Genomic DNA, 25,026 nt, shown 5'->3' on the forward strand with positions numbered 1-25,026 from the left:
GCGACGCAGGCATCTGCAACGCTGCAAGGAGCTCACATCGTTAGATCGATTCTATTATTTCGATCGATGTCTGCGAAGACTGAAGGTCAGTCGTCGATGTCGTCCTGCGCCTTGCCGAACAGATGCACGATTCCGGGCGTGACGATCGAGACATAGATGAAGCGCGACAGATGATGCGCGCCGACGAACACCGGATCGATATGCAGCGTCAGCGCCAGTGCGAGCATGGCGTCCATGGCGCCGGGCGCGAAAGCGACGACGACATCGCTCAGTTTCACAGTCGTGGTCAGCGCGATGATCGTCACGAACACGGCCGAGATCGCGATGGCGACCGCGAATGAGCCGAGCGCCGCCCAGACATGGCTGAGAATGGTGCGTGGGCTGATCTTGCCGAAGCGCGAGCCGATCAGGCTGCCGATGCCGACGAGGGCGGTGATGTAGGCCCATTGCGGCAGCGTGCCGTGTACCCAGCCGGTGCCGTGCAGGACCGACGAGGCCATCATCGCGCCGAACATCCAGCTCGCCGGAAATTTGATCCAGCGCATGAACAGCGCGACGGCGACAGCCGCGGCAGCCAGTTCGGCCAGTGCGAGCGGCGAGGCTTCCGGTCCGCGCGATGGCAGCGGGCCGTGGCCCATCAGGCCGGTGGCGGCGAGCAGCAGCGGCACCATGGCGGTGAGGATGATGACGCGAAAGATCTGCACCACGGCGATGCCCGGCACGTCGGCATTGCGCTCGGTGGCCAGCATGATGATCTGCGACAGCGCGCCGGGGCTGCCCGCCAGCAGCGCGGAGGTGCGGTCCCAGCCATGGACGCGCTGCAGATAGATACTGCTGCCGAAGGTGGCGCAGAACGTGGCCAGCGCCAGCAGGGCGATGGTCACCGGATAGGCGCTGAGATTGTGCACCATCTCTGGCGACACCATCGAGCCGAGCGACAGGCCGAGTGTCATCAGGATGACATGGGCCATCGGCTGCGGCAGGCCGACCGGGCGTCCGAAGATGCCGTAAGCGGCGACCGCGATCATCGCGCCGGAGATCAGCCCGCCCGGCAATTCCGCCCAATAGAATAGCGCGCCGCCGGTCGTGCCGATGACGAGGGTCTCAAGGGTGGTGCGGATCTGAAGGGAGCTGGGAAGAGCGATGGCCATTTGCACGGAAAGCTGAAGGAGCCCGCTTTATGGCAAAGTCCGCACCTGTCGACAAATGCAGTGTGGTCTACCTGTCCCTCGCTTTCCGGGCGAGGGACAGGCGGATGACGAGAGTTTAGTTCGGTTTCGTGGTCTTCTTGCATTCCGAACGGAATTTACGGCGCTCGGTGCCATGCAGGCCCTTGGCATCGGCCTGTTTCGAACATTCGAGTGACGCTGCGGTGCGGGGTTTCTCGGCTGTCTTGTCCGCAGGCGCCATCTTCTCGGCGGGGGCCGCCTTGGCGGGCGCAGTCTTGGTGGCCGCCGGCGCAGGTGTCTGAGCGGTGGCCGCGCCGACCAGGAGGAAGGAGGCGACGGCAGCGGTAGCTAGGCTGGAAGCGAATCGGATCATGGCAGCACCTCGAATTGAACAGGGAGGACAGGGTGGGCGCGCCGGGCTGAACGGCAGGTGAATGAGTTGAAATATATCTGATGGTGCGATCACGATAATTTTTCGCGGGGAGCTGCGATGTCGTTGCCACATGCAGCGGTAGCGATAGGATGCCGTCGTCTACTTTTACTTTGTGTAGCAAAGGGAGAGAATGCCATGACAATGCCTGTCAAATTCGCCTGCGCAATTGCAGTGTCCAGTTTTGCTTTGCTTGCCTTCAGTCCGGCCCATGCACTCACCGCGACTGAATGCAGTGCAAAATATCAGGCGGCCAAGACCGCCGGCACGCTGAACGGCCAGAAATGGAATGACTTCCGCAAAGCCGAATGCGGGACCGATGCCGCTGCGACGACGCCCGCCGCTGCGCCTGCCGCAACCGCCGCGCCGAAGGCTGCCGAAGCCAAACCTGCTGAAGCCAAGCCCGCAGCGGCTCCCAAAGCTGCTGCAGCCGCCAAGCCGGCAGCGACGACAGCTGCGGCTCCGGCAGGCCCTGCCACCTTCCCGTCGGCGGTCGATCCGAAATACGCCAAGGAGACGGCTGGCAAGGCGCGGATGCACACCTGCGTGGATCAGTACAATGCCAACAAGGCCGCCAATGCCAATGGCGGCATGAAGTGGATCGAAAAAGGCGGCGGCTACTACAGCGAATGCACCAAGAAGCTGAAGGGTGCCGCCTGATCGGATCAGCCGCGCGCTGGGGTTGATCGACATCACTTGCTTCGCGGGCGATAACGATCCGTCACCTGCGGAGTCCCCATGATTGCCAGTCTGTCCCTGATCCTGCTGTGCCAGCTCGCTGGTGAGATCGCTGTGCGCGCTTTTGCATGGCCGGTGCCCGGCCCGGTGCTCGGCATGTTGCTGCTGCTCGTTCTGCTGTTGCTGCGTGACCGCGCCATGCTGTTCGCGCAAGGGCCGCTGCAGGGCGGCGGCGTGGAGAATGCCGCGAGGGGCCTGCTCGCGCATCTGTCGCTGATGTTCATTCCCGCCGGTGTCGGCGTGGTGCAGAAGCTCGATCTGCTGGCCGAGCATGGCACGGCCATCGTCGGCGTTCTGGCGATCTCGGTTGTGATCACGTTGCTGGTGACGGTGGCGACGTTTCTCATCATCAGCCGGGTCATGACACGCGGGCGAAGCGCGTGATGACCGCCAATCCGTTCTCACTCTGGGTCTATCTCTCGCAGCAGCCGCTGCTGTGGCTGACCGTGACGCTGCTGGTCTATGCGACGGCCGATGCGCTGTCGCTGGCGACCGGCCGGCATCCGTTCGCCAATCCGGTATTCCACTCGATGTGGATCATCGCCGTGTTCCTGCTGCTGACCGGGACGTCCTACACGACCTATTTCAGCGGTGCGCAATTCGTGCACTTCCTGCTCGGTCCGGCGACCGTGGCGCTCGCGGTGCCACTCTATGAGAATCGCAAGGTCGTGGCGGCAGCGATCGTGCCGATGCTCGCTGCGCTGGTGGTCGGCTGCGCCACGGCGATCGTCTCGGTCGTGTTGCTGGCAAAGGCCTTCGGCCTGCCGAACAACGTGGTGCTGTCGCTGGCGCCGAAATCGGTCACCGCCGGCGTCGCCATGGGCATCAGCGAGTCGCTTGGCGCCGACGCATCGCTGACCGCGGTGGCCGTGGTACTGACCGGCATCATGGGTGCGATCATCGTCACGCCGATGATGAATCGCATGGGCATCACCGATTATCGCGCCCGTGGCTTTGCCGTCGGCCTCGCCTCGCATGGGATCGGCACCGCACGGGCCTTCCAGGTGGATGCCGTGGCCGGCGTCTTTGCTGGCATTGCCATGAGCCTGAATGCGCTGGTGACCTCCCTGTTGGTGCCGCTTGCCGTCACCCTGCTGGTGCGCTGATGGTCACGACAGCGTTTTCCCGGCAGGCGGATTTGTGATGCCGGCTGCATGGAGCCGGGCCGGAAAGGTCATTATGGTCACGCCGTTGCGCGCATGATCCGAACAAGTGGACACTGATTTTTTCGAAAGATCATGCTCAGATGAGAAGATGAGAATCAGCCGTTCATGATGACTGTGATGCAAGGGGCGCTCGGCCTGGCTTCGGGCGCACTGGTCGGCTTCTCGCTCGGCCTGGTCGGTGGCGGCGGCTCGATCCTCGCTGTGCCGCTGATGGTCTATGTCGTCGGCGTGCCTGAGCCGCATGTCGCGATCGGCACCAGCGCCATTGCGGTCGCGGCCAATGCGGCGGTCAATCTCGGCAATCATGCGCGTGGCGGCAATGTGCACTGGTCCTGCGCGCTGGTGTTTGCTGCTGCAGGAATCGCCGGTGCGCTCGGAGGCTCGATTCTCGGCAAGCAGGTGGATGGGCAGGATCTGCTGGCGCTGTTCGCGATCCTGATGCTGGTGATCGCCGTGCTGATGCTGAAGACGCGCGCCCAAGTCGGTGAGCACCGGGTTGAGATCAGCATGTCGAACACGCCTTCGCTGCTTGCGTTGGGTCTTGTCACCGGCGCGCTGTCCGGCTTCTTCGGAATCGGTGGCGGCTTTCTGATCGTGCCGGCGCTGATGGCGGCCACGGGCATGTCGATCATGAGTGCGATCTCGTCATCGCTGGTGGCGGTCACCGCCTTCGGTCTCACCACGGCATCGAGCTATGCCTGGTCCGGGCTGATCTCCTGGAAACTTGCGCTGGTGTTCATTCTGGGTGGGCTGCTCGGTGGACTGTTGGGAACCAGCCTGGCGCGGCATCTGTCGCTGCGGCGGGGCGCGTTGAATACCGTTTTTGCGTCTATCATTATCGTCGTGGCGCTCTATATGTTGGCCCGCAACATCTACATCACCTGAGCGCTGGCGCATGATGCGTCTTCGGAGAACATCATGACCGCCGCAACCCGCGAGACCTCGAAGACCGCCACGACGCGCCGCGCTGCGCTCGGGCTTTTCGGTGGCGCCATGCTGCTCGGCGCCTCCGGCAAGGTGCTCGCGGCATCTGGTGCCGCCAAGGACGAAGACGTCCTTAACGAAGCCGCGGTACTCCGCGATCCGGACATCCCGGCCGCAGGTAACCCGAAGGGCGACATCACCATCGTCGAATATTTCGACTACCAATGCCCCTATTGCCGCAAGATCGCCCCCGACCTGCACGCCCTGGTGAAGGAAGACGGCAAGGTTCGCCTGGTGTCGAAGGACTGGCCGATCCTCGGGCCGGTGTCCGTCTATGCGGCCCGTCTCGTGCTCGCTGCCAGATACCAGAACAAGTTCATCGAGGCGCAAGACGCCCTGATCAGCCTCGATACCAAACTGACGGAAGCGATCGCGCGTGACCGGCTCGCCAAGGCCGGTATCGATGTCGATCGCGCCGTCGCCGATCTGCAGAAAAATCAGGATGCGATCGTTGCCAAGCTGAAGCAGATCGATGAGCAGGCGACGGCTTTCGGCTTTAACGGCACGCCATCCTTTATCGTCGGCAAGTTCCGCATTCCCGGGCCGATCACCAAAGAACAATTCGTTCTCGCGATCGCCGATGCGCGTAAAGCCGCGGCTGCGAAGAAGTAAGCTTCAGCGCGTTCAGACAGAAAATGCCCCCGCTCTTCGGCGAGGGCATATTTGATCGGCTTAACCAGTCTTCTCGTTGCTGATGTGCTTACGACTTCACTTGCGAGGTCAGCTTGGCCCAATCCTGCTTGGTGCGCGTCTTCAGTGCTTCCCACTCATTGGCAGCAACATCCCAGTTGACGATCGTCCGGCGCTCCTGCGCCGTCTGGCCGTTCGCCACTGACGAGGTCGACATCGAATCGTAGATGTAAACGCCGATGCCCAGGATCAGTGCACCCAGGATCATTCCAAAAAACGTCCGCATAGCGGTAGCCTCCATTGAACCCAAACAACGCGACGTCCGGGGCTTTGGTTCCCGGTTGCGTGGTGCGCTATTGCCGCAGCGCATTCATTGGCAGCATTGATCTTGCGGTCACGCCGTGGTGATCCTTGGGAATCATGACCGTTCATCTTACCGATCAATCCGTGCTCGACGACGCCGTTATGGAGCTGGTGAAGCTCGACCCGCGGCTGAAACCGATCCTGGCCATTGCCGGGATGCCGGCACTTCGGCAACGTGCGCCGGGCTTCGAAGGGCTTGCGCAGATCGTCTGCGGGCAGCAGGTCTCGGTGGCGTCGGCTTCAGCGATCTGGGGCCGCGTCTCGGGCGCCTTCTCGCCATTCGATCATCACGCCATCCGCAAGGCGCGTACCGATCGCCTGGGCCGGCTTGGCCTGTCGGCGGCGAAGATCAAGACGTTGAAGGCGCTGGCGCGCGAGCTTGTCGAGGAGCGGTTGAATCTCGATGTGCTCGCCGAGGAAGACGCCGACGCTGCGCATAACACGCTGGTCGCGTTGCACGGCATCGGTCCGTGGACGGCCGACGTCTATCTGCTGTTTTGTCTCGGCCATGGCGACGCATGGCCGGCGGGCGATGTCGCCATTCAGGAATCCATCAAGGTCGGGCTCGGTCTCAAGGAGCGTCCGACCGTGAAACAGATGGCGCCGCTGGCAGAACCATGGCGTCCGCTGCGCGGCGCCGCGGCGCATCTGTGGTGGGCCTACTATCACGCCATCAAGAAGCGCGAAGGCGTGATCGGCAAACCGGCGAAGTGAACACGTCGCGGGCCGCGGCGTCGACTGCGCGGGCCAGGCTATTCCTCGGCGGGAGGCAAGGTGGATGTCCCTATGGCAGATACTGCGGCGTCGGATGCTGGCTTCCATACGAACCATGTGAGCAGTGCGTCGAGCGAAGGGCAAAGAGATTCGCCCCAATCCGTTAGCGCATATTCAACCTTCGGCGGCACCTGCGCGTGCACGACGCGTCGAACAATGCCGTCGGCCTCGAGCTGCCGCAATTGCTGCGCGAGCATCTTCTGCGAGGCCGCAGGGATTGCGCGTTCGAGTTCAGAGAAGCGCAAAATTCGGCCGCCGAACAGACGAAACAGGATTTCCAGCTTCCAGCGTCCGCCGATCATCTTCAGCGACTGCTCGATCCCGTCCGATGCGGTCGTCGCAGTCCACGGTTCCTTACCTGGAGGTAAGCCCCCCACTTTCTCGTGCGTTCTTGTCATTCGGCAAACATATCCGCATTTCCCTCGCAGACAATGCGCCGCGCTGTGCGGATGTGAAAATGAGGAACTGGACGATGACAAATCATCAGGCGGGCGGCGAACTCGCTGGCAAGCGGGCGCTCGTGACCGGTGGGACCAAAGGTATTGGTGCAGCCGTCGTCGCGTGCCTGCTGGCACAGGGTGCAGTGGTGCTCACGACAGCGCGCAACAGGCCGGCCGGCATGCCGGACCATGCCGGCTTCGTCGTTGCTGACGTTGCCACCGCCGACGGGTGCACGGCGCTCGCCGACGCGGTCCTGAAGAGCCTCGGCGGCATCGATATCATTGTCCACGTCGTTGGCGGGTCGTCCGCGTCTGCGGGCGGTTTCGCAAAGCTCGATGACACCGCCTGGCAGCGCGCAATGGACCTGAATCTCTATGCTGCCGTCCGACTGGATCGCGCTCTGTTGCCGTCGATGCTGGAGCAGAAATCCGGCGTGATCATTCATGTCACTTCGATCCAGCGTGTGCTGCCGTTGCACGATGCCACGATGGCCTACGCGGCAGCGAAAGCGGCACTCGGAAACTACAGCAAGGCGCTATCAAAGGAAGTTAGCCCGAAAGGCATCCGCGTGGTGCGCGTCTCGCCGGGCTGGGTGGAAACCGAGGCCGCTGTCAGGCTGGTGCAGACGATCGCCGACGAGAACAGCACCGATTATGAGGGCGCGCAGAGAATGCTGATGGATTCGCTCGGCGGTATTCCGCTCGGACGCCCGGCCAGGCCGCACGAAGTCGGGGACCTCGTGGCATTTCTGGCATCGCCGCGCGCGGCGTCAATCACCGGTGCAGAATTCGTGATCGACGGCGGCACGGTTCCCACGGTGTAGTCGAACAGCGTTTGAAACGGACGTTGTTTTAAACAACTCCGCTGTCGCAAAACAGACATTGGTGAAAGGAATGATCGCTGCAGGGAAACGCAGCGGAGTTCGATCATGAACGCGTATACGCAATTCAACATAGCCAAGAATAATTTTCAGAACACCGCGCTGGTGCAGATGTCGCTACCGCGACTGGACGAACTGTCCGATGATTGCCTTCTGGTCGAGGTCGAACGCTTCGCCTTCACCGCAAACAATATCACTTATGCGATGCTGGGCGATGTCATGAAATACTGGCAGTTGTTCAAGGCGCCTGACGGCTTCGGCAACATTCCGGTCTGGGGTTTTGGCAGGGTGATCGCGTCGATGCATCCGCAGATCGCCGAAGGCGAGCGGCTGTTTGGCTATTTCCCGATGGCCTCGCATCTGGTGATCGAGGCCGCGGATGTCAGCAAGCGCGGTCTGCGCGATGGCGCGGCGCATCGGCAGGGCGTGGCGCCGGTCTACAATGCCTATGCACGGGTGACCGGTGATCCGGCCTTTGCTGGACGCAACGGAGATTATCAGGCGCTGCTGCGGCCGCTCTTCATGCTCTCGTTCCTGGTCGATGATTTTCTCGCCGAGGAGGAATTCTTCGGTGCACGCACTGTCATTCTCTCCAGTGCCTCCAGCAAGACAGCCTTCGGTCTCGCGCGTCTGCTGCACAGCAAGCGCAAGCCGGTTCGTGTGATCGGACTCACATCAACGGGCAACGCCGATTTCGTGCGGTCGCTCGGCTGCTACGACGATGTCGTGCTCTACGATCATATCGATACGCTGCCCGCCGATCAGCCGGTGGCCTTCGTCGATATGGCCGGGAATGCCGACCTGCGCGGCCGGCTGCATCGGCACCTCAAGGACAAACTCGTTTATAGCGGGCGCGTCGGGCTCACCCATCAGGATACAGCGGTGGATGAGGAGCTTCCCGGCGCCAAGCCCTCATGGTTCTTCGCGCCGGACCAGATTCGCAAGCGCGCCAATGAATGGGGACCGGGCGGCATCGATACACGCTTCAACGCGGCGTGGTCGGAATTCCTGCCGCTGCTGGAGAAGTCGCTCACGGTTGCCGAGAGCCATGGTCCTGTCGCCGTCGAGAATATCTATCGCGCTACACTGGCCGGCCGGGTGCCGCCCGATCAGGGGCATATGCTGTCGCTCGCGGACGGCTAATGGCGAACCATCACATCTCGCCGAGGGCTTCGCGGCGGCGCTGCTCGGACTCTTCGGCATAGCGCCGTGTCGCATGAGCCTCCGAGAGCGTGCCGAGCACGCGGTGGCTTTCGGCCTCGACCACCGCCAGCGATTCCGCTTCGGCGCCCTCGAATACCACCATGGCGTCGCGGATGTTCATGTCCGGATGCAGGACGACGTCGCGACAATGCAGCAGGCTGCCGAGGCGGAACGCCGTCACGTCAGGCGAATGCGCTTCAGCGACGATGGCGAGGCCGACATAGCGGCCTTCGGGATCGACGGCGACGACCTGGGTCTTCGAGCCGAGCGGGAATTTCTCGCGGAATTCGTCGAGCGGCATGGTGGAGTCGACGGTCGGGACGTCCGGGCGCAGCAGCCGCCTGACGGTGAGATCGCGGATCCAGCCGACGTCCGCGGCGCTGCGGATGGTCTCGCCGCGCAGGTGCAGGCGCCATGTGGCGAAGGAGTAGCCGAACAGCTCGCGCGTCATCTGGGTGGAGATGATGACAGCGACCAGCACCGCGGTGGTGAGCCAGAGATTGCCGGTGGATTCGAGCGCGATGAACGACATGGTGAGCGGCCCGCCGATCACCGAGGCCGACAGCGCGCTCATGCCGATGATGGTGTAGACGGCGGGATCGATGGTGAAGCCGGCGCCGATCGCATTGAAGCCGACCGCGAACAGATGGCCGCCGAGCGCGCCGAGAAACAGCGTGGCAAAAAACAGACCGCCACGAAAACCGGTGCCGAGCGAAACAATCGAGGCGAGCGTTTTCAGCGCCATCACGAAGGCGACCAATGCAACCGGATAGGCCGTCATGCCGCCGAAATGCAGCGCGCCGTGTCCGGAAGCCATGACTTGCGGCGTCAGCAGCGCCATCAATCCGACCAGCAGCCCGCCCAGCGCCGGACGCAGCGGCGGCCACAATTTGATTTTGGTGAGCAGCGCTTCGGTCCAGGCGACGACGCGCATGATGCCGATGCCGAAGGTCGCGGCGAACACGCCGAGCAAGGCCGCCACTGCGAGATCATGACCGAGCACGTCGCCGAACCGGCCGGCAACGACGCCAAGCGACAGTGGATCGAAGGCATGGGCTACGAAATAGCCAATCACCGCGGCGATGCCGACCGGCATCAGACTCGCCGATGTGTAGCCGCCGATGACCAGTTCGAAGGCATAAAACGCGCCGGCCAGCGGCGCGCCGAATGCGCCGGCGATCGCAGCCGCGGCACCGCAGCCGACCATCACGCGCTGGTCGCCGCGGCGCAGGTGGAAAGCGCGTCCGATGGAGGCACCGAGCCCGCTGGCGAGCTGGGTGTAGCCAGCCTCGAGACCCACCGAGGCGCCGACGCCGCTGGACCACACGGTTTGCAGCGCGACGATGACGCTGCCGCGGAACGACATCCGCCCCCCATGGAGCGCGTTAGCCTCGATGGGGTCGACCTCGCGGGCCGGTCGCCAGCGCGAAAGCCACAGGAAGGCGACGCCCAGCAGCAGCCCGCCAAAGGTGGGAACCAGAATCGCGCGCACCGGATCGATCCAGAACTGGCTGGAGAGCCGCTGGCCCCATTCCAGATTGAACAACACCGCGTGAAGAACGCTGACCGCAGCGCTCATGGCGGCCACTACGAGACCCCCGATCACGCCGATCAGCGCTGCCAGAATCGCAAGGCTGGTTTCATGCGCACGGACAAAGGCGCGCAGCCGTTGCGGGGCCTCGAGATAGCGGGAGGATGGGACCATCGGGCAGCGTCCGGTATTTGCGGCCGCGAACCGGGCGCGCGCCACGGGGTTTAGCGGCAGGCGCTGCGACAGACCACCCGCAGTTCCCAGAAAAGCGACCCAACGCGGCGCTTTTGTGAGGGGATAAGGTCTGCCCTATGCCCTTCACAACCCTGTCACGCTGCCTGTAGTATGTGGAGACAGGTTGCTTCGCAGCCATATGTGGGGGTCAGGAGCGTTACTTGAACGCACATGTCTCGCAAGGCGGTTGGCCGGTTCTGGTCCTCAATGCGGACTTCCGGCCGCTGAGTTACTACCCACTGTCGCTGTGGTCGTGGCAAGACGCGATCAAGGCAGTGTTTCTCGACCGTGTGAATATCGTAGAGCACTACGATCACGCGGTGCGGAGTCCTTCGTTCGAATTTCAGCTGCCTAGCGTGGTGTCGCTGAAGTCGTTCGTGAAGCCGACGACGCATCCCGCCTTCACCCGGTTCAACGTTTTCCTGCGCGACCGCTTCTCCTGCCAGTATTGCGGCTCGCATGACGATCTGACCTTCGATCATATCATCCCACGCTCCAAGGGTGGCCAGACCACCTGGGAGAACGTTGTTGCGGCCTGTTCGCCCTGCAATCTGCGCAAGGGCAACATGACCACGCAGCAGGCGCGCATGTTCCCGCGCCAGACGGCGTTCGCGCCGACGGTGCACCAGCTGCATCGCAACGGCCGGCTGTTTCCGCCGAACTATCTGCACGGCAGCTGGCTGGACTATCTCTACTGGGATACGGAACTGGATCCGTAGGGGCGTCGGGCGCTACGCCTAGGTCGCTATTCCTGCTTCAGCTCGAGCTTGCGGATGATATCGCCCCATTTGGTGATCTCTCCGCGCACATAGTCCTGGGAGTCGGTCACCGAACCGCCAACGGCCGCGAAGCCGATGCGGTCGAATTGTTCGCGAACACTTGCATCTGCAAGCGTCTTGTTCACGTCGGCGTTGAGCTTGTCGATGACGGCCTGCGGCGTCTTGGCCGGCACCAGGAATGCGACCCAGGTTGCATCCTCGTCGTCACTCAGTCCGAGCTCGCGCGCGGTCGGGACATCCGGAAGCGATGGCATGCGCTCGCGGCTCGTCACGGCCAGCGCCTTGACCTGTTTGCCCTTCACCAGCTCCATCGCCGCGGGCAAGGCGACACTGGCCAGAGGCGTGTGACCGCCCATCACCGCATTTAGCGCGGGACCTGCACCCGTGAACGGCGCATGCACGATGTTGGCCTTGGCGTTGAGCCTGAATATTTTTTCGGCCGACAGATGCGGCGTGGTGCCGACACCGGCGGTGCCATAGGTGAAGTTTTCCTTGGCGGCGGAGGCGATCACCTCGCGCAGGGTCGATGCTGTGAGACTAGGCGCGCCGACGATCAGATTGGGCGTGGTCGCCGCGACCACCACGGTCTTGAATTCGTCCGGCGAATAACCGGCCTTTGCCGACAGGCTCGGATTGACGGCGAATGCGCTTGTAGTCACCAGCACGGTATAGCCATTGGGTTCGGCCCTTGCAGCGGCGGCAGCCGCGATATTGCCACCGGCACCACCGCGATTCTCGATTACGACGGGTTCGCGCCACAGGTCGTTCAGTTTCTGTCCGACAATGCGCGCGATGATATCGGCTGGGCCGCCCGGCGCGAAAGCGACGAGCAGGCGCACCGGCTGCGCCGGGTAGGGCTGCTGGGCGACGGCGGGACCGATCGCCATCAACAGCGCAGCGGTGATCACGACCGCGCTGGATGCGCGCTTGAAGACGTGCGTCATGATATTCCTCCTCGATGTTTTTTCGGGAGGCTTTTGCGCCTCCTCAACGGGTGTGGTTCAGAACACCTCGTCCTTGAACCACCGGCCCTGCGCCAGCGCGTATTTGGCAATCTCCATACGCGTGCCGATCCAGACATCGTCGCGCTTGCGCGCCAGCTTGATCATGGCGTCGTAAACCCACGCGCCTGCCGGCCGACCGAACACATGGGTATGCGCGGTGACATCGAGCATGAACGGTGCCGCGTCGGCCTGGTTTGCATTGTCGAGAATGGCGCGGAACTGGTCGATCAGCGTCGCAGGCGCATTGCCGTAGCGGATGCTGTGCGGCAGATCGTTCACGTCCATCGTCAGCGGAATGCCGACGATGCACTGCTCCGGCGCATCTTTCTGCGTGATAATCGAGGGTAGGTCGTCGTCATTGCAGTCGCCGAACCAGACATAGCCTTCCTCTGCGAGCAGCTTTGGCGAAATCAGGCTTCCGGTGCCACGTGGGCTGATCCATCCTTTCGGACGTTCGCCGGTAACAGCGGCGATGAGGTCACCGGTGCGGCGGATATTGGCGCGCTCACCGGCCTCGTCGAAATAGACCGGGATGACATCCATGCCATAGGAATGCGCCACGATCTCGTGACCGGCGGCATGAAGCTCCTTCAGTACGGTCGGGTGGGTTTCGGCCAGCACGCCGTTGACCATGATGCTGGTCTTCACATCGTTTGCGGCAGCGATGCGCGTGAGGCGCTGGATGCCGCGCACGGCGCCGTAGCTTGCCCAGGAATGTGCGTTGGTATCGAAAAAGCCGGGCTGCAACACGTTGCCCATCGGCCCGATGCCCGGTGCCTTGCCGGGCGACCAGGCCTCATAGGCCAGGTTGAAGACGATGCCGATGCGTGCGCCATTCGGCCAGCGAAAGTCCGATGTCGCACGCTGCACGCGGAATGTCCGGGAGTCGCTCATGTTGTTTTCCTTGTTCTTGGCGAGTGCGGTGCCGTGTCAGGCCACGATGCTGTTGGACAGGATGCCGATGCCTTCGATCTCGGCCGTGACGCGATCCCCCTTGAGCAGGAAGCGCGGCGGCGTCATCGCATAGCCGACCCCGGATGGAGTTCCGGTGGCGATCACGTCTCCGGGTTCCAGCGTGAGACCGCGCGTCAGATGTTCGATGATGGCTGGGATATCGAAGATCATGCGGCTTGTGCGGCTGTCCTGGCGGACCTCGCCATTGACCGTGCTGAAGATCCTGATGTCGGCAACATTCGGCAGGGCGGACGCATGGACCACAACCGGCCCGAACGGGCAGGAGCGATCGAGGCCCTTGCCTTTGAACCACTGGCCGTAACGGCGTTGCATGTCGCGGCCGGTGATATCGTTGATGATCGAATAGCCGAACACATGATCGAAGGCGTTTTGTGCGGAAATGTTGCTGCCCGGCTTGCCGATGATGACGGCGAGCTCGACTTCGTAATCGAGCTGTTCGGTGACATTGGAATGCTGCGGAATCATCTCACCTGAAGCGATCACGGCGGTCGGCGGTTTGGTGAAGAATTCCGGCACGCTCGGCAGCGGGGCGGGCGCTTTGCCCTGCGCGCGCATGCCTTCGTCGATATGATCCTTGTAATTGCGGCCAACACAGAAAACGTTCTTCTTTGGCCGTGGGATCGGTGCCATCAGTGTCAGAGATGCGAGCGCAACAAGGTTCGCGGCATTCGCGGTGGATGCGAGACCACGCACGATGGCGAGCCCCGCTTCGCCGGCTTCGGCGAGATCACCGACATGGCGCGGCGCGGAGGCCTGGCCTGCATCCGGCCACGCCTTCGTCAGATCGAGAACATTGTCATCGATCAAGAGGCCGAGATGCGATCCGTCTGCGGCTGCAAAAGTGAGGAAGATCATGGTGTGGTCTCATTCTGTTCGTGGAGGTCGAATTCTTTCAATGACGCCGCTGCCTGGTCGCGCAGCAAACGGACATGCCGTCGCGCGAGTATTTCCGCGCGGTCGGGATCGCGCTGTGCGATCGCGTCGATGATGTCGTGGTGTTCATGAAACGATTGCGAGCCGCGATTGAGACGCTCGATAAAGCGCAGTCCCGCCATTTTCAGATGGCCGAATGAGTCCCATGTTTTGCCGAGCAGGGCGTTGCCGCTCTCTTTGATCATCAGCGCATGAAAGGCGGTGTTGGCAGCGGCATATTCGGCGGGGCGTGCCAGCGCGCCGGCTTCATCGAAATCGGCGAACACGGCCCGCAGGCGAGGCGCGACATCATTCGCACCGTTGAGGGCCACTTCGCGTGCTGCGAGACCTTCCAGCATTTCTCGGATCGACAGCCATTCGAGATATTCCGGCAGCGATGTCGGCATCAGCCGTGCGCCGCGGCGCGGGCGAAACGTGATCAGTCCTTCCTGTTCGAGCCTGCGCATGGCCTCACGTACGGGCGTCCGGCTGACCCCGAGCTCTGCCGCAAGCTCCTCTTCTCGAAGCCGCAAGGGAGCCGTGAGGCCGGCCGCGCGCACCCCCAGCCGAACTTTCAGGGCCGTATAGACTTCGTCTCTCAGATAGGGCCTGGCGGCGATCGGGCTGATGCTCATAAATTTTGTATATGTATACAAAATAGAGAAGTCTATGGTATTTCAATGTTGCGATGCAGCGATTGTACTGGATGTGAGTGATTTGGATGATCTGTAACTGGGCTGACAGATCTTTCGCCGGGTGCGGAGATGGCCGCTTTGCCGTCGTATCAGTATGGTCTCTGGCTTCTCGCTCGGTCCTGGGTTGATGGGGCCAAACGATTTGCCCGGAGCTTCCGATGAGCGACATAGTCGTCGACGATATCGTTGTTCTGCTGCCGCCCCTGCTGCAGTCGCTCGAGGCGCTGCAATTCGTTGCGCGCAATCTGCATCCGCCGACTTTCGGTGCCGTCATGGAAGCGGTGGGCGAGCCCGATCAGGCGCTCAAGGCGGTGCGCGCAGAGCTCAACGCGTGGCCGGATGATTTTAGCGATCTGCGGGCACATCTCGATGCGGCGAGCGACGCGGCGCTGACAGCCTTTACCGGCCTGCGCGCCGCCCAGCAGCCCGGCGGCGATCTGCCGATGGTGTTTCGTGCATTGCGCCACGCCACGCGCGCGCAGGAATCGCTTTATGCCACGGTGGCGCGGCTGCCGCCGGTGAGTACGTTCTTTGTTCCGCCTGACGAGCGCGAGAACGCGGCACTGCTTGAACGATTGGCCTCGCCTTCGGCAGAGAACACCGGCGTCATTCATGATGGCGAGCCCGGACGTCGTGGCGGTTTCTCGATGTATGTGCCGGAGACCTACACGCCGGATCGTGCCTGGCCGCTGGTGATGGCGCTGCATGGCGGCAGCGGCAACGGCCGGGCTTTCTTGTGGAGCTGGCTCGCCGATGCACGCAGCTCTGGCGCGATACTCATCGCGCCGACGGCGATCGGCAGCACCTGGGCGCTGATGGGCGACGATGCCGATACGCCGAATCTTGCGCGCATTCTCGATCTGGTGCAGTCGCGCTGGCATATCGATCCCGCGCAATTGCTGCTGACCGGCATGAGCGATGGCGGCACCTTCTGCTATGTCAGCGGCCTTCGCGCCGAGTCGCCCTTCACCCATCTGGCACCGGTGGCCTCGACCTTCCATCCGCTGATGGCGCAGTTTGCCGATGCAGATCGCCTGCGCGGCCTGCCGATCCATCTCGTCCATGGCCGTCTCGACTGGATGTTTCCGGTGCAGACCGCGCGCGAGGCACAGCAGGCGCTCACGATCGCCGGCGCCGATGTCACCTATCGCGAGATCGACGATCTCAGCCACTGCTATCCGCGCGAGGTCAATGCGGTGCTGCTCGCGTGGCTCGCACAACGTGCCGGTGCGTAACCAAACGCCGCAGGGCCGCTAAGTTCACAGGCTGGACTTCCACGTCCGCGATCGGTTCTTATATGGCGGAGGCTACCCATTCCGGACAAAGGAGATTTTGCATGCCTTCACTGACCGAGTGGAAAGTGCCCCCGGGCGTGCAGCCGCGTGCTGAGGATTACGGATTCGACCTCGAACAGGCGCTGGAGGCGGTGGTTGGGCTGCATTGCATCATCCCGGAAGATGCTTTCACGGCAGATACGCTCGGCACCGAGCGCGCCGGCAATGGCGTGCTGATCGGCGACGGTCTCATTCTCACCATAGGCTATCTCATCACTGAGGCCGAAACGATCTGGGTGCATCTCGGCGACGGCCGCGTGGTGCAGGGCACGGCGCTGGGCGTCGATCAGGAAAGCGGTTTCGGACTCGTGCAGGCGCTCGGCGAGATCGACATCGCACCGCTGCCGCTCGGTGAGTCGGCGAGCGCGAAGATCGGCGATCGTGTAGTGGTCGGCGGCGTCGGCGGACGCACGCGGTCCGTGGCCGGCAAGATCGCCGCGACACAGGAATTCACCGGCTATTGGGAATACCTGCTCGACGACGCGATTTTCACGCATCCGGCGCATCCGAACTGGGGCGGTGCCGCCCTGATCAACGCCAAGGGCGAGTTGATCGGCATCGGCTCGCTGCAGATCGAGCGCGAGCACGGCGGCAAGAACGAGCATCTCAACATGGTCGTGCCCATCGATCTGCTGAAGCCGGTCCTCGACGATCTCAAGACATATGGTCGTGCCAACAAGCCGCCGCGGCCGTGGCTCGGGCTGTATGCCGCCGAGGTCGAGGACAAGGTCGTCGTGGTCGGGATCGCCAGGAAGGGGCCCGCGGCCCGGGCTGAGCTCAAGACCGGTGACGTGATTCTTGCCGTCAACGGTGAGGAGGTATCCGATTCCGTCGAATTCTATCGCGCACTCTGGGCGCTAGGTCCGGCCGGTGTCGACGTGCCGCTGACGCTCTATCGCGGTGGCGATACATTCGACGTCGAGTTGGTATCCACGGACCGCTCCAAGATGCTGAAAGCTCCCCGGCTGCACTAACGCCACGATACACACGACCCAATCGCGGCCTTGTCGTAGAGATCAGGCGCACCGCAACATGTGCGGTGCGCAGCATCTCGATGTGATCAGTGCGCGTGTCCGCCGCCGGCCGGTGCCGAGGCGCCGACGGCGTTGACGTCGAGTTCGATGTCCACCTTGCCGGCCTTCTCGAACTGTAGCTGCGCCTTCACCTTGTCGCCCTTGGCGAACGGCTTGGCGAGATCCATCAGCATCAGGTGATAGCCGCCGGGCTCGAGCTTCACGGTGGCGCCGGGCTTGATCTCGAGCCCCTCATTGAGTGGACGCATCTTCATCACGCCATCGGTCACGCTCATCTCATGCACTTCGATGCGGCTGCCGCCGGTGAATGTGCCACCGAGCAGCTTGTCGCTGGTCTTGCCGCTGTTGGTGATGGTGAGATAGCCACCGGCCACCTTGGCCGCGGGCGGTGTGGCGCGCGTCCAGGGGGTCATGATCATCAGGTCGCCCGCATGGACCATGCCGGCCATCTGCGCCATTGCATCATGTGGTGATGCCGCGGCAAGGCGAACGATCGGCGCCGGTGATTTCAGGCTGTGCGGATCCTGCCCCGCAGCCGGGATCTGCGCCCAGTCTTCCGAACCCTGCTCGCAGCTCTGCAGTGTCGGCAGATACAACGGCGCATCGGCCTTCAATGCGGCAGGCAGATAGGCCGAGAATACGAACTCGTCATAGAAGTCGTTGTCGAGCTTGCCGGTCCAGGTGATTTCCTTCACGCCCTCCGACGCCTTCATGCCATGCATGAAATCGTAGGACTGCGCATAGGCGCCTTTCTTCACGGCGATGGCCCAGCCCGGCTTCGGCATCGGCTTCACTGCGATCATCCCTTCCGGAATCTGCACGGTGATCTTCGTCGTTGGCGAGGCACCGCAGCCATGCGGTACGGCGAGCACCGCGCGATAGGAGCCGCCGACCGTGGCCGGACCGCTCTGCACGAAGACATGGGCATAAGCAGGCGATGCCACTGCGCCCAGCGCAGTGAGAAGCAACAGCATGGAGCGGTTGGTCATGGAACGTCCTTTCGTGGATTGAAGCATAGCGGAATTCATCATCTTCACCACCTCGCCTTGACGCCGGCATAGATGGCGCGGCCGGTGCCGGGTTCGAACAGCGGCGATGTCGCCGTGGCCTGATTGAGAATGCTGGCGGAGGCGATGTAACGGGTATCGAGCACGTTGCGTGCTTCGATATAGCCTGAATATGTGCCGCCATTGTCGACGCCGGCTTTCAGGCCGAGCAGCGCATAGGGTTCGGTCTTTAGCGTATTGGCGCTGTCGACATAGTAAGCTTCCGGCACCCATTCGAGATTGGGGCCGAGATAGAAGCCGTTGGCATGCTTGTAGAGCAATTCCGCGCGCAGATAGTGCCGCGGCGCGCCCGGCAGCAGGTTGTTGCCGAAAGTCGCGTCATTGTCGAAGCGGAAGTCGTTGAACGTATAGGCCATGTTGAGCCAGAGCTTGTCCGGCAGTGGCCCCGCATCGAACATGCCCTTGAACACGGCGATGCCGAGACCGGCCTCGATGCCCTGATGGATGGTGCGGTCGGCATTCGAGACGTTGCAGCTGCCGTTGGAGCTGTAGATGCACTGCAACTCGTCCCTGATTTCCGCCCGGTAACCAGTTAACTCCCAAGTCAGGTCAGGACGTCGACCGCGGGTGCCGATCTCATAGGTCGTCGCGCGCTGCGGCCGGATGCTGGTGAAGGGGATCATCGGATTGCTCGCGCCCGAACTGTCCCTGCCAGACACGCTCTCGCCGAAGCTCGGGACTTCGGCACTGCGCGAGACATTGGCATAGGCCTGCCAGGTCGGATCGATATTCCAGAGCAATCCGCCCTTCGGGCTCCACAGGTTGAATTCGGTCGAGCCCGATCCGTCGACCCCATTGGGCTTCAGACGATCCTGTCTGTCGCGCGTCGCATAAAGGAATTGCGTGCCACCAATGACAGCGACAGTCGGCAGGAAATAGAACGAATTCTCAGCATAGACCGAGGTGTTCTTCGATCGATCGATGGACGAGAATGTCAGCGCGCCCTTCTGGCCCGCGACATTGACATACTGGTTGTTGTCAATCCTGCCGTTGATCACATTGACGCCGGCGACAAACACGTTGCGATAGCCGCCGATATTGCGGTCGTCGGTGACCTTCGCGAAGCCGCCATAGTCCTGATAGCTGTAGTCCAGATACTGGAAGATCGGATGCATCAGGTGCCGGTCGACGCCGAAGACGCCGAAGTCGATCGTGGTATTGTCGAGCCGGATGGTGGTCTTGTTGGCGAGGCGCACGGTGTCGATGTTGCGCTGCTGGTCGCCGGTGAGATTGCCTGCTGCTGCCGTCTCCGGAGAATTCAGCGCCGACGCCTTGCTCACTGAGCCGGGAATGCGCTGACGTACGCTGTTGGCGTTGAGATAGAAACGGGTCTCGAAATCCGGTGAGAACTGGTAGCCGACATTGCCGCTGACCCGCGAGGCCTCGCCATTGCTGTGATCGCGGAAGCCATCGGCGGACTGCGTCGAGGCCGTGATGAAACCGTCCCACGGACCATTGGCACCGCCGGTGTTGGCTTGCAGGCGGCGGAAGCCGAAAGCACCCATGTCGACCGACGCGCCGTTCGGAAAAGGATCGCGGCCAGTGGGTGTCACGAAATTGATCGCGCCGCCGAGCGAATTGGCACCAAAGCGCAATGCGTTGCCGCCCTTGAACACCTCGACATATTTATAGGCGGTCGGGTCGATCTCCTGGAAATCGCCATAGCCGTCGGCGGTGTTGATCGGGATGCCGTCCATATAGAGCTGCACGCCGCGCAGATGGAAATTGCGCGACAGGCTCGATCCGCGGATCGACAGCCGGGTGTCGTCGCCCCATTTCGGCTGCGCGAACACGCCCGGCACATAATCGAGGATGTCCTTGATGGTGTTCGACGGCGTCGACGTCCGCCACGCATCCGCCGTCACCAGCGCGACGCCGCCGGGCGTCTGCTGAATCTCGCGGAGTGCCTGCTGGGCGGTGAGCACAGTGAGCGCGCCCGGCATGCTCGGCGCCTGGGCGTCGACGCGCGCTGGTGTGGCCGCAGGGGTGGTGCGGGCCGTGCGGGCGCTTGGCGCGGCGTTGCGTGGCTTGCGCGCGGCGACAGCGCGCTGCTGTGCGGGCGCATCGACGGTGACCGCTGGAAGCGATGTCGAGGAGGCCGATTGGGCCGACACCGCACCTGGAACGAGCGCGGCCGCGGATGCGAGCAGGACGCTGCGCAGCCGCATGGAAACGGATAGCATGGGGAAAACTCCACCGGGATTGAACTGAGCAACGCGCGCGCTGATGCGCGGCGTCTGACGGCGTGGAACGTCAGCTCAGGCGCGGTGGCGCGCGGGCCCGGTGGTCGGAGGTTGCGGCTTCCGCGACGATGCGATCGTCGAGGGCGGCAACGGGAGCGATCGCGATGGCGATGCGCGAGACGAGGAAAGTCGCGGAGGCCGGCGGGGCACCCGGCGCATGGGTGCCGACGCAGATCGGGCAATGCACCGCAGGAGCGCCTGACGTCTTGCCGGTGTCGTCAGGGGAGGCGGCAAGGTCGGGATGGGTGAGGCAGAGCTCGAAGCCTGCGGCCTGCGCAGTCGGCGAGATCGCGGCGAGCAACAGGCTCGACAGCACGACATTGAGCACAAGCGCATAGGCAGCGGCCAAAGATGCCACGGCCCCAAACCAGCGTTTGCGCGAAACATGTGTCACGGGAACGATCCTCGCCTCCCGATTAACACGGGGGCGGAACCTGTCAAAGCCGTTCGTGGAGCGAAGTTACCCGAAATCTAGAGAACGACGATGCCGGAATGCTTGGCCTTGTCGTCGGGTTCGACATGGATGGTGATCAGAGCCTCGCCGATCTCCTGGCGGATCGCGGTCTCGAGCTTGTCGCAAATGTCGTGCGCGGCGCTCACGGTGGTCGATCCTGCCACCACCAGATGGAAATCGATAAAGGTCATGCTGCCGGCGCGGCGGGTGCGCAGGTCGTGAGCCTCGATGGCGCCGTCGGCATGGGCCGATATGGTCTGCTTGATGCTCGCGAGCATGGCTGGCGGGATGGCCTCATCCATCAATCCGCTGAGCGACTCCTTCATGAGACCCCAACCGGCCCACAGGATGTTGAGCGCGACGAGCGCCGCAAGGATGGGATCGAGAATGGCGACGCCCGACAGTGCCGCTACTCCGACGCCGCCGAGAACACCGATTGAAGAATACACGTCGGACAGCAAATGGCGGCCGTCCGCTGCGAGAGCCGGCGAGCGATGGATGCGACCTTGCCGGATCAGCACCCATGCCCAACCTGCATTGATGACGCTCGCCGCTGCGTTGAGTAGCAGCCCAACCCAGGGTGCTTCGACAAGGCGCGGCACCAGATAGCTTTGATAGGCTTCGCGCAGGATCAGGATCGCGGCGAGCACGATCAGCACGCCTTCGAGCACGGCCGAGAAATATTCAGCCTTGTGGTGCCCGTAGGGATGATCGTCGTCTGCCGGTTTCGCGCTCAGCGTGGTCGCAAGCAAAACAACGATGGCTGTCACGACATTGACGATGCTTTCAATCGCATCGGACAGCAGTGCGACGCTGCCAGTCAGATAATAGGCGGCGTATTTCATACCGAGGACCAGCAGGCCAACGGCAATGCTGCCTTGCGCAAGACTGCGAACGCTTGTCATCTGAAAATCTCGTTGGGGTAACGCGAAGTCTCACGCGGCTGTGTGCTCTAATATGCCGATCACAACGATGCAAGCCGTGAAATCCAGCTGCAAGTGCTTCGCATTATAAGGCGCGTGGACTTCATCGAACACGTCGTCCTCCCAATGGACATGATATCGATCTCGTCATGCGCGTGGCATTTGTAGCGGTCGTCCGCGCATTGATAGTTGCGGGACGACATCGTGCTGGATCGTGTCGTCATGGCGCGGTTCTCAATGTCGTCGGCCTCAACAAGCCCGGAGGGACCATGGTGGAGCGTTTCGGCGCGCGTCGGCGGGCATCGCGGCGGCGGCGGTTCCATGGGCAGGTTTGCGCTGCGCGCCGGCCGACCCTCAAAGGCGATCGATCAACCTGAGGTTATTCGTGAGCCTGCGCGGCTGTGGCGCGATCACCACAGCGGGGCGCAAAGTGCAGCGCAGAGCTGTTCTATGAGCGAAATGACACGCTGTTGAGCCTGATTTGATCGCTCAGCCCTGTATGAGGTGCGGGTCGTCCGCGTTGGACGCGTTGCAGCAAGGGTTGGGAATGACAGGTTTTGGTGGATCACGCGGGCTGCGCCTTCTGGCGCTTTTGATGTTGCCCGCTGTGCTGGCAGGATGTGCAAGCAGCGGGGGGATGGTGTCGTCCACCGGCTTTGGCGGTCCGTCCGCCAGCTATGCCGAGTTGAATGACGGCGAGCACACGCTGCCGGCCATCGACGTCTCCGGAATCGATTCGGCGATGCTGCGTCAGCGCGTCGCTTACCGCACCAAGGAGCCCGTCGGCACCATTGTGGTCGATACAGCCGCACGGCATCTCTATCTCGTGGAAGGCGATGGCAAGGCGATGCGCTACGGCATCGGCGTCGGCAAGGCCGGCCTCGCTTTTGCCGGCGCTGCTGTGATCAAGCGCAAGGCCGAGTGGCCGCATTGGACCCCGACGGAAAACATGATGAACCGCGAACCCGCGCGCTATCGCAAGATGGCTGGCGGCATGGAGGGCGGCATCGACAATCCGCTCGGGCCGCGCGCGATGTATCTCTATCAGGGCGACCGCGACACCATGTTCCGCATCCACGGCACCACCGAGCCCGAGACCATCGGCCATGCCGTCTCCAGCGGCTGTATCCGGCTGATGAACCAGGATGTCGTGGATCTCTATAATCGCGTGAAGATTGGCAGTCGCGTGGTGGTGATCCAGAGCGGCCGCGCCGAGTCCTAACTCTGTGTCTCAGTAAAATGGGGCGGGCGTTGTTCACGCTCGCCCCATTTTCGTTGATGACATCCCGTCTCAGGCATTCACTCGCGGTCTTAGCAAATCGGCGATGCCGATGCGGCGGAACATCTCGGCGCGAACGCGGTCCGCGACACCGTTGACGATCTCGGCGCCATCTTCCGACGGATCGATGTGACTGCGGAACGGGCGCTTGCCGAACGGCAGATCGACCACGCGGACGATCTCTTTTGCCACATCGGCAGCATCCGCATCGGAGGGCTCCAGCGAAGCCAAGCCCTTCAACGCCATATCAGGTACCCCGGCATAGGGACCGTCGTCGTATTCAGCCGCGCGAGCGGTGTCGGCCGGTTTGCCGGAATGTGCGAAGTGGTTGGTTCCCTTGGTGAAGGCGCCGGGCACGATGATCGAGGTTTCGATGCCCCAGCGCGTCAGTTCGCTGGCATAGGAGACTGCAAGCGAATCCATCGCCGCCTTCGCGGCGAAATACGGCGACAGATAGGGTGGTGTGCCGCCGCGTGCGCTGGATGACGATACCCAGACGAGGAGACCTTTGCCCTGCTTGCGCAGTTGCGGTAGCGCTGCGCGATTGACGCGCTGGGTCGACAGAACGTTGATGTCGTAGAGCTGTGCGAATTGCTCCGGCGTGAAGGCTTCTGCGGGCCCAAATGACATGTGCCCGGCATTGTGGATGACGACATCGAGGTGACCGTTGTCGGCGATGATCCGGCCGATGCCGGCATCGGCCGATTCCTGCGAGGCGACGTCGAGTTCGACGCTGCGGAGATCGACTTTGTGCTCAGCGGCATACTTTGCGACGTCGGCGACGGCCGACGCATTGCGGCCGGTGGTCTCACGCATGCTGGCATAAACGGTGTGACCGGCCTCGGCGAGGGCGCGGGCGGTGAGCGCGCCAAAGCCGCTCGATGCGCCGGTGATGACAATGACGTGTTTCATGACACGTATTCCTTTGAATGGTTCTTGAGGGTGTTGGCGTTTGGTTCAGACCAGCCCGCCATTGGCGCGCAGCACCTGGGCGTTGATCCAGCCGCCTTCCGGACCGACCAGGAAGGCAACGACATTGGCGATGTCCTCGGGTGTGCCGAGGCGCTCCATTGGCGTCGCCTTGGCGAAACGCTCGATCAGCTCCGGTGACTTGCCATTGAGGAACAGGTCGGTTGCGGTCGGGCCGGGCGCGATGGCGTTCACGGTAATCGAGCGGCCCCGCATCTCCTTGGCCATGATACCCGTCATGGTTTCGACCGCAGCCTTGGTGGCGGCATAGATCCCGTAGGTTTCCAGCTTGGTGCCGACGACGCCCGTCGAGAAGTTCACGACCCGACCGCCGTCGCGCAGCCGTTTCGCCGCCTCGCGCATGGTGTTGAACGTGCCTTTCAGATTGACCGCGATCTGCTGGTCGAACGATGCGTCGTCGGCGTCGGCGAATTTCGCGAGCTTCATGATGCCGGCATTGTTGATCAGCACGTCGATGCCGCCAAAGGCGGTCTCCGCTGCATCGAACATCCCGCGCACAGCGGCGGGATCGCTGACATCGGCCTTGGCGGTCAGCGCGCGGCCGCCCGCGGCTTCGATCTTTTGTGCGACCGCCTCGGCCGGCGCGGCATTGCCGGAATAATTGACGATGACCGTGAAGCCGTCGCGGCCCAGCCGCTCCGCGATGGCGGCGCCAATGCCGCGTGAGGCGCCGGTGATAATAGCTACCTTATTGGTTCCGTTTGCCATTTTCGTTCTCCTCGGTGTGGTGAGCAGCGGTGCCGCTCTGATAGGAGAAATCTAGGCCATTCCATTTTCCGGATAATGATGCATTA

General features: G+C 62.8%; 27 protein-coding genes. 12 read left to right on the forward strand and 15 right to left on the reverse strand.

Annotated features, from left to right (window positions below; genetic code table 11):
• Nucleotides 1-86: 86 nt before the first annotated feature.
• Together AB8A23_RS08275 and AB8A23_RS08280 are read right to left on the reverse strand one after the other, a co-directional pair.
• On the reverse strand, nt 87-1,151 hold the full coding sequence (locus AB8A23_RS08275; RefSeq protein WP_439059931.1) for an AbrB family transcriptional regulator: 1,065 nt from the start codon (nt 1,149-1,151) through the stop codon (nt 87-89).
• Nucleotides 1,152-1,266: 115 nt separating this feature from the next.
• Nucleotides 1,267-1,542 carry a PsiF family protein gene (locus AB8A23_RS08280; RefSeq protein WP_089267649.1) on the reverse strand — a complete coding sequence of 92 codons (276 nt, stop codon included), beginning with the start codon at nt 1,540-1,542 and terminating at the stop codon, nt 1,267-1,269.
• A 195-nt stretch (nt 1,543-1,737) separates the two neighbouring features.
• Between AB8A23_RS08280 and AB8A23_RS08285 the strand changes: the two genes are divergently transcribed.
• The 5 genes from AB8A23_RS08285 to AB8A23_RS08305 all read left to right on the forward strand — a co-directional run bounded on the left by AB8A23_RS08285 (nt 1,738) and on the right by AB8A23_RS08305 (nt 5,099).
• Nucleotides 1,738-2,259, forward strand: a complete 522-nt coding sequence (locus tag AB8A23_RS08285; protein WP_439059930.1) for a hypothetical protein — start codon at nt 1,738-1,740, stop codon at nt 2,257-2,259.
• A gap of 78 nt (nt 2,260-2,337) precedes the next feature.
• Nucleotides 2,338-2,721, forward strand: a complete 384-nt coding sequence (locus AB8A23_RS08290; RefSeq protein ID WP_120287268.1) for a CidA/LrgA family protein — start codon at nt 2,338-2,340, stop codon at nt 2,719-2,721.
• Nucleotides 2,721-3,443 (forward strand): LrgB family protein, encoded by a 723-nt coding sequence (locus AB8A23_RS08295; protein WP_093757426.1) that lies wholly within the window; start codon nt 2,721-2,723, stop codon nt 3,441-3,443. The genes AB8A23_RS08290 and AB8A23_RS08295 overlap by 1 nt, the downstream gene beginning before the upstream one ends.
• A gap of 165 nt (nt 3,444-3,608) precedes the next feature.
• Nucleotides 3,609-4,388: a sulfite exporter TauE/SafE family protein gene (locus AB8A23_RS08300; protein WP_439059929.1), complete on the forward strand. Its 780-nt coding sequence runs from the start codon at nt 3,609-3,611 to the stop codon at nt 4,386-4,388.
• A 33-nt stretch (nt 4,389-4,421) separates the two neighbouring features.
• The gene (locus AB8A23_RS08305) at nt 4,422-5,099 is read left to right on the forward strand and encodes a DsbA family protein (protein WP_120287266.1); all 678 of its coding nucleotides are present in this window, start codon (nt 4,422-4,424) and stop codon (nt 5,097-5,099) included.
• An 88-nt stretch (nt 5,100-5,187) separates the two neighbouring features.
• Here AB8A23_RS08305 and AB8A23_RS08310 read toward each other — a convergent pair whose 3' ends face one another.
• Nucleotides 5,188-5,403, reverse strand: a complete 216-nt coding sequence (locus AB8A23_RS08310; RefSeq protein ID WP_068730379.1) for a hypothetical protein — start codon at nt 5,401-5,403, stop codon at nt 5,188-5,190.
• A gap of 134 nt (nt 5,404-5,537) precedes the next feature.
• Here AB8A23_RS08310 and AB8A23_RS08315 point away from each other — a divergent pair, with 134 nt between their 5' ends.
• A complete protein-coding gene (locus AB8A23_RS08315; RefSeq protein ID WP_120287265.1) occupies nt 5,538-6,194 on the forward strand; it encodes a DNA-3-methyladenine glycosylase in 657 nt (218 codons plus the stop codon).
• Nucleotides 6,195-6,232: 38 nt separating this feature from the next.
• On the opposite strand, the gene AB8A23_RS08320 is transcribed toward AB8A23_RS08315, so the two are convergent.
• A complete protein-coding gene (locus AB8A23_RS08320) occupies nt 6,233-6,652 on the reverse strand; it encodes a winged helix-turn-helix transcriptional regulator (RefSeq protein WP_120287264.1) in 420 nt (139 codons plus the stop codon).
• A 74-nt stretch (nt 6,653-6,726) separates the two neighbouring features.
• On the opposite strand from AB8A23_RS08320, the gene AB8A23_RS08325 reads away from it, so the two are divergent.
• Both AB8A23_RS08325 and AB8A23_RS08330 read left to right on the forward strand, forming a co-directional pair.
• Nucleotides 6,727-7,518 carry an SDR family oxidoreductase gene (locus AB8A23_RS08325; RefSeq protein WP_120288025.1) on the forward strand — a complete coding sequence of 264 codons (792 nt, stop codon included), beginning with the start codon at nt 6,727-6,729 and terminating at the stop codon, nt 7,516-7,518.
• 105 nt (nt 7,519-7,623) lie between these two features.
• A complete protein-coding gene (locus AB8A23_RS08330) occupies nt 7,624-8,718 on the forward strand; it encodes a DUF2855 family protein (RefSeq protein WP_439059928.1) in 1,095 nt (364 codons plus the stop codon).
• Nucleotides 8,719-8,728: 10 nt separating this feature from the next.
• On the opposite strand, the gene AB8A23_RS08335 is transcribed toward AB8A23_RS08330, so the two are convergent.
• Nucleotides 8,729-10,483: a chloride channel protein gene (locus AB8A23_RS08335; protein ID WP_439059927.1), complete on the reverse strand. Its 1,755-nt coding sequence runs from the start codon at nt 10,481-10,483 to the stop codon at nt 8,729-8,731.
• A gap of 221 nt (nt 10,484-10,704) precedes the next feature.
• Here AB8A23_RS08335 and AB8A23_RS08340 point away from each other — a divergent pair, with 221 nt between their 5' ends.
• Nucleotides 10,705-11,262 (forward strand): HNH endonuclease, encoded by a 558-nt coding sequence (locus AB8A23_RS08340; protein WP_089267641.1) that lies wholly within the window; start codon nt 10,705-10,707, stop codon nt 11,260-11,262.
• A gap of 26 nt (nt 11,263-11,288) precedes the next feature.
• On the opposite strand, the gene AB8A23_RS08345 is transcribed toward AB8A23_RS08340, so the two are convergent.
• From AB8A23_RS08345 to AB8A23_RS08360, 4 genes are read right to left on the reverse strand one after another with little or no spacing between them, the layout of a single operon-like run.
• The gene (locus tag AB8A23_RS08345; RefSeq protein ID WP_184512127.1) at nt 11,289-12,266 is read right to left on the reverse strand and encodes a Bug family tripartite tricarboxylate transporter substrate binding protein; all 978 of its coding nucleotides are present in this window, start codon (nt 12,264-12,266) and stop codon (nt 11,289-11,291) included.
• 57 nt (nt 12,267-12,323) lie between these two features.
• Entirely contained in the window at nt 12,324-13,220 is an 897-nt protein-coding gene (locus tag AB8A23_RS08350; RefSeq protein ID WP_184512126.1) for a polysaccharide deacetylase family protein, read from the reverse strand.
• 36 nt (nt 13,221-13,256) lie between these two features.
• A complete protein-coding gene (locus tag AB8A23_RS08355; protein WP_439059926.1) occupies nt 13,257-14,156 on the reverse strand; it encodes a fumarylacetoacetate hydrolase family protein in 900 nt (299 codons plus the stop codon).
• Nucleotides 14,153-14,848 carry a GntR family transcriptional regulator gene (locus AB8A23_RS08360; protein ID WP_439059925.1) on the reverse strand — a complete coding sequence of 232 codons (696 nt, stop codon included), beginning with the start codon at nt 14,846-14,848 and terminating at the stop codon, nt 14,153-14,155. Before AB8A23_RS08360 ends, AB8A23_RS08355 begins: the two co-directional genes overlap by 4 nt.
• Before the next feature lie 218 nt (nt 14,849-15,066).
• Here AB8A23_RS08360 and AB8A23_RS08365 point away from each other — a divergent pair, with 218 nt between their 5' ends.
• A complete protein-coding gene (locus AB8A23_RS08365) occupies nt 15,067-16,143 on the forward strand; it encodes a phospholipase (RefSeq protein WP_439059924.1) in 1,077 nt (358 codons plus the stop codon).
• A gap of 101 nt (nt 16,144-16,244) precedes the next feature.
• Nucleotides 16,245-17,216 carry a S1C family serine protease gene (locus AB8A23_RS08370; protein WP_439059923.1) on the forward strand — a complete coding sequence of 324 codons (972 nt, stop codon included), beginning with the start codon at nt 16,245-16,247 and terminating at the stop codon, nt 17,214-17,216.
• 86 nt (nt 17,217-17,302) lie between these two features.
• Here the strand turns inward: AB8A23_RS08370 and AB8A23_RS08375 are convergent, their stop codons facing one another.
• The 4 genes from AB8A23_RS08375 to AB8A23_RS08390 form a co-directional block, all read right to left on the reverse strand.
• Nucleotides 17,303-18,265, reverse strand: a complete 963-nt coding sequence (locus AB8A23_RS08375; RefSeq protein WP_439059922.1) for a DUF1775 domain-containing protein — start codon at nt 18,263-18,265, stop codon at nt 17,303-17,305.
• A gap of 44 nt (nt 18,266-18,309) precedes the next feature.
• On the reverse strand, nt 18,310-20,526 hold the full coding sequence (locus tag AB8A23_RS08380) for a TonB-dependent receptor domain-containing protein (RefSeq protein ID WP_439059921.1): 2,217 nt from the start codon (nt 20,524-20,526) through the stop codon (nt 18,310-18,312).
• A gap of 70 nt (nt 20,527-20,596) precedes the next feature.
• Nucleotides 20,597-20,980 (reverse strand): DUF2946 family protein, encoded by a 384-nt coding sequence (locus AB8A23_RS08385; protein ID WP_439059920.1) that lies wholly within the window; start codon nt 20,978-20,980, stop codon nt 20,597-20,599.
• Nucleotides 20,981-21,057: 77 nt separating this feature from the next.
• Complete coding sequence (locus AB8A23_RS08390; RefSeq protein ID WP_439059919.1) at nt 21,058-21,945, reverse strand: cation diffusion facilitator family transporter; 888 nt, start codon at nt 21,943-21,945, stop codon at nt 21,058-21,060.
• Nucleotides 21,946-22,600: 655 nt separating this feature from the next.
• Here AB8A23_RS08390 and AB8A23_RS08395 point away from each other — a divergent pair.
• Complete coding sequence (locus AB8A23_RS08395; RefSeq protein WP_244528025.1) at nt 22,601-23,185, forward strand: L,D-transpeptidase; 585 nt, start codon at nt 22,601-22,603, stop codon at nt 23,183-23,185.
• Between the two features lie 69 nt (nt 23,186-23,254).
• On the opposite strand, the gene AB8A23_RS08400 is transcribed toward AB8A23_RS08395, so the two are convergent.
• Together AB8A23_RS08400 and AB8A23_RS08405 are read right to left on the reverse strand one after the other, a co-directional pair.
• Nucleotides 23,255-24,154 (reverse strand): SDR family oxidoreductase, encoded by a 900-nt coding sequence (locus AB8A23_RS08400; protein WP_439059918.1) that lies wholly within the window; start codon nt 24,152-24,154, stop codon nt 23,255-23,257.
• 45 nt (nt 24,155-24,199) lie between these two features.
• Complete coding sequence (locus AB8A23_RS08405) at nt 24,200-24,940, reverse strand: SDR family oxidoreductase (protein WP_439059917.1); 741 nt, start codon at nt 24,938-24,940, stop codon at nt 24,200-24,202.
• Nucleotides 24,941-25,026: the final 86 nt, after the last annotated feature.

This window comes from Tardiphaga sp. 619_E2_N8_4 (genome assembly GCF_051810905.1).
Taxonomy (GTDB): domain Bacteria; phylum Pseudomonadota; class Alphaproteobacteria; order Rhizobiales; family Xanthobacteraceae; genus Tardiphaga; species Tardiphaga robiniae.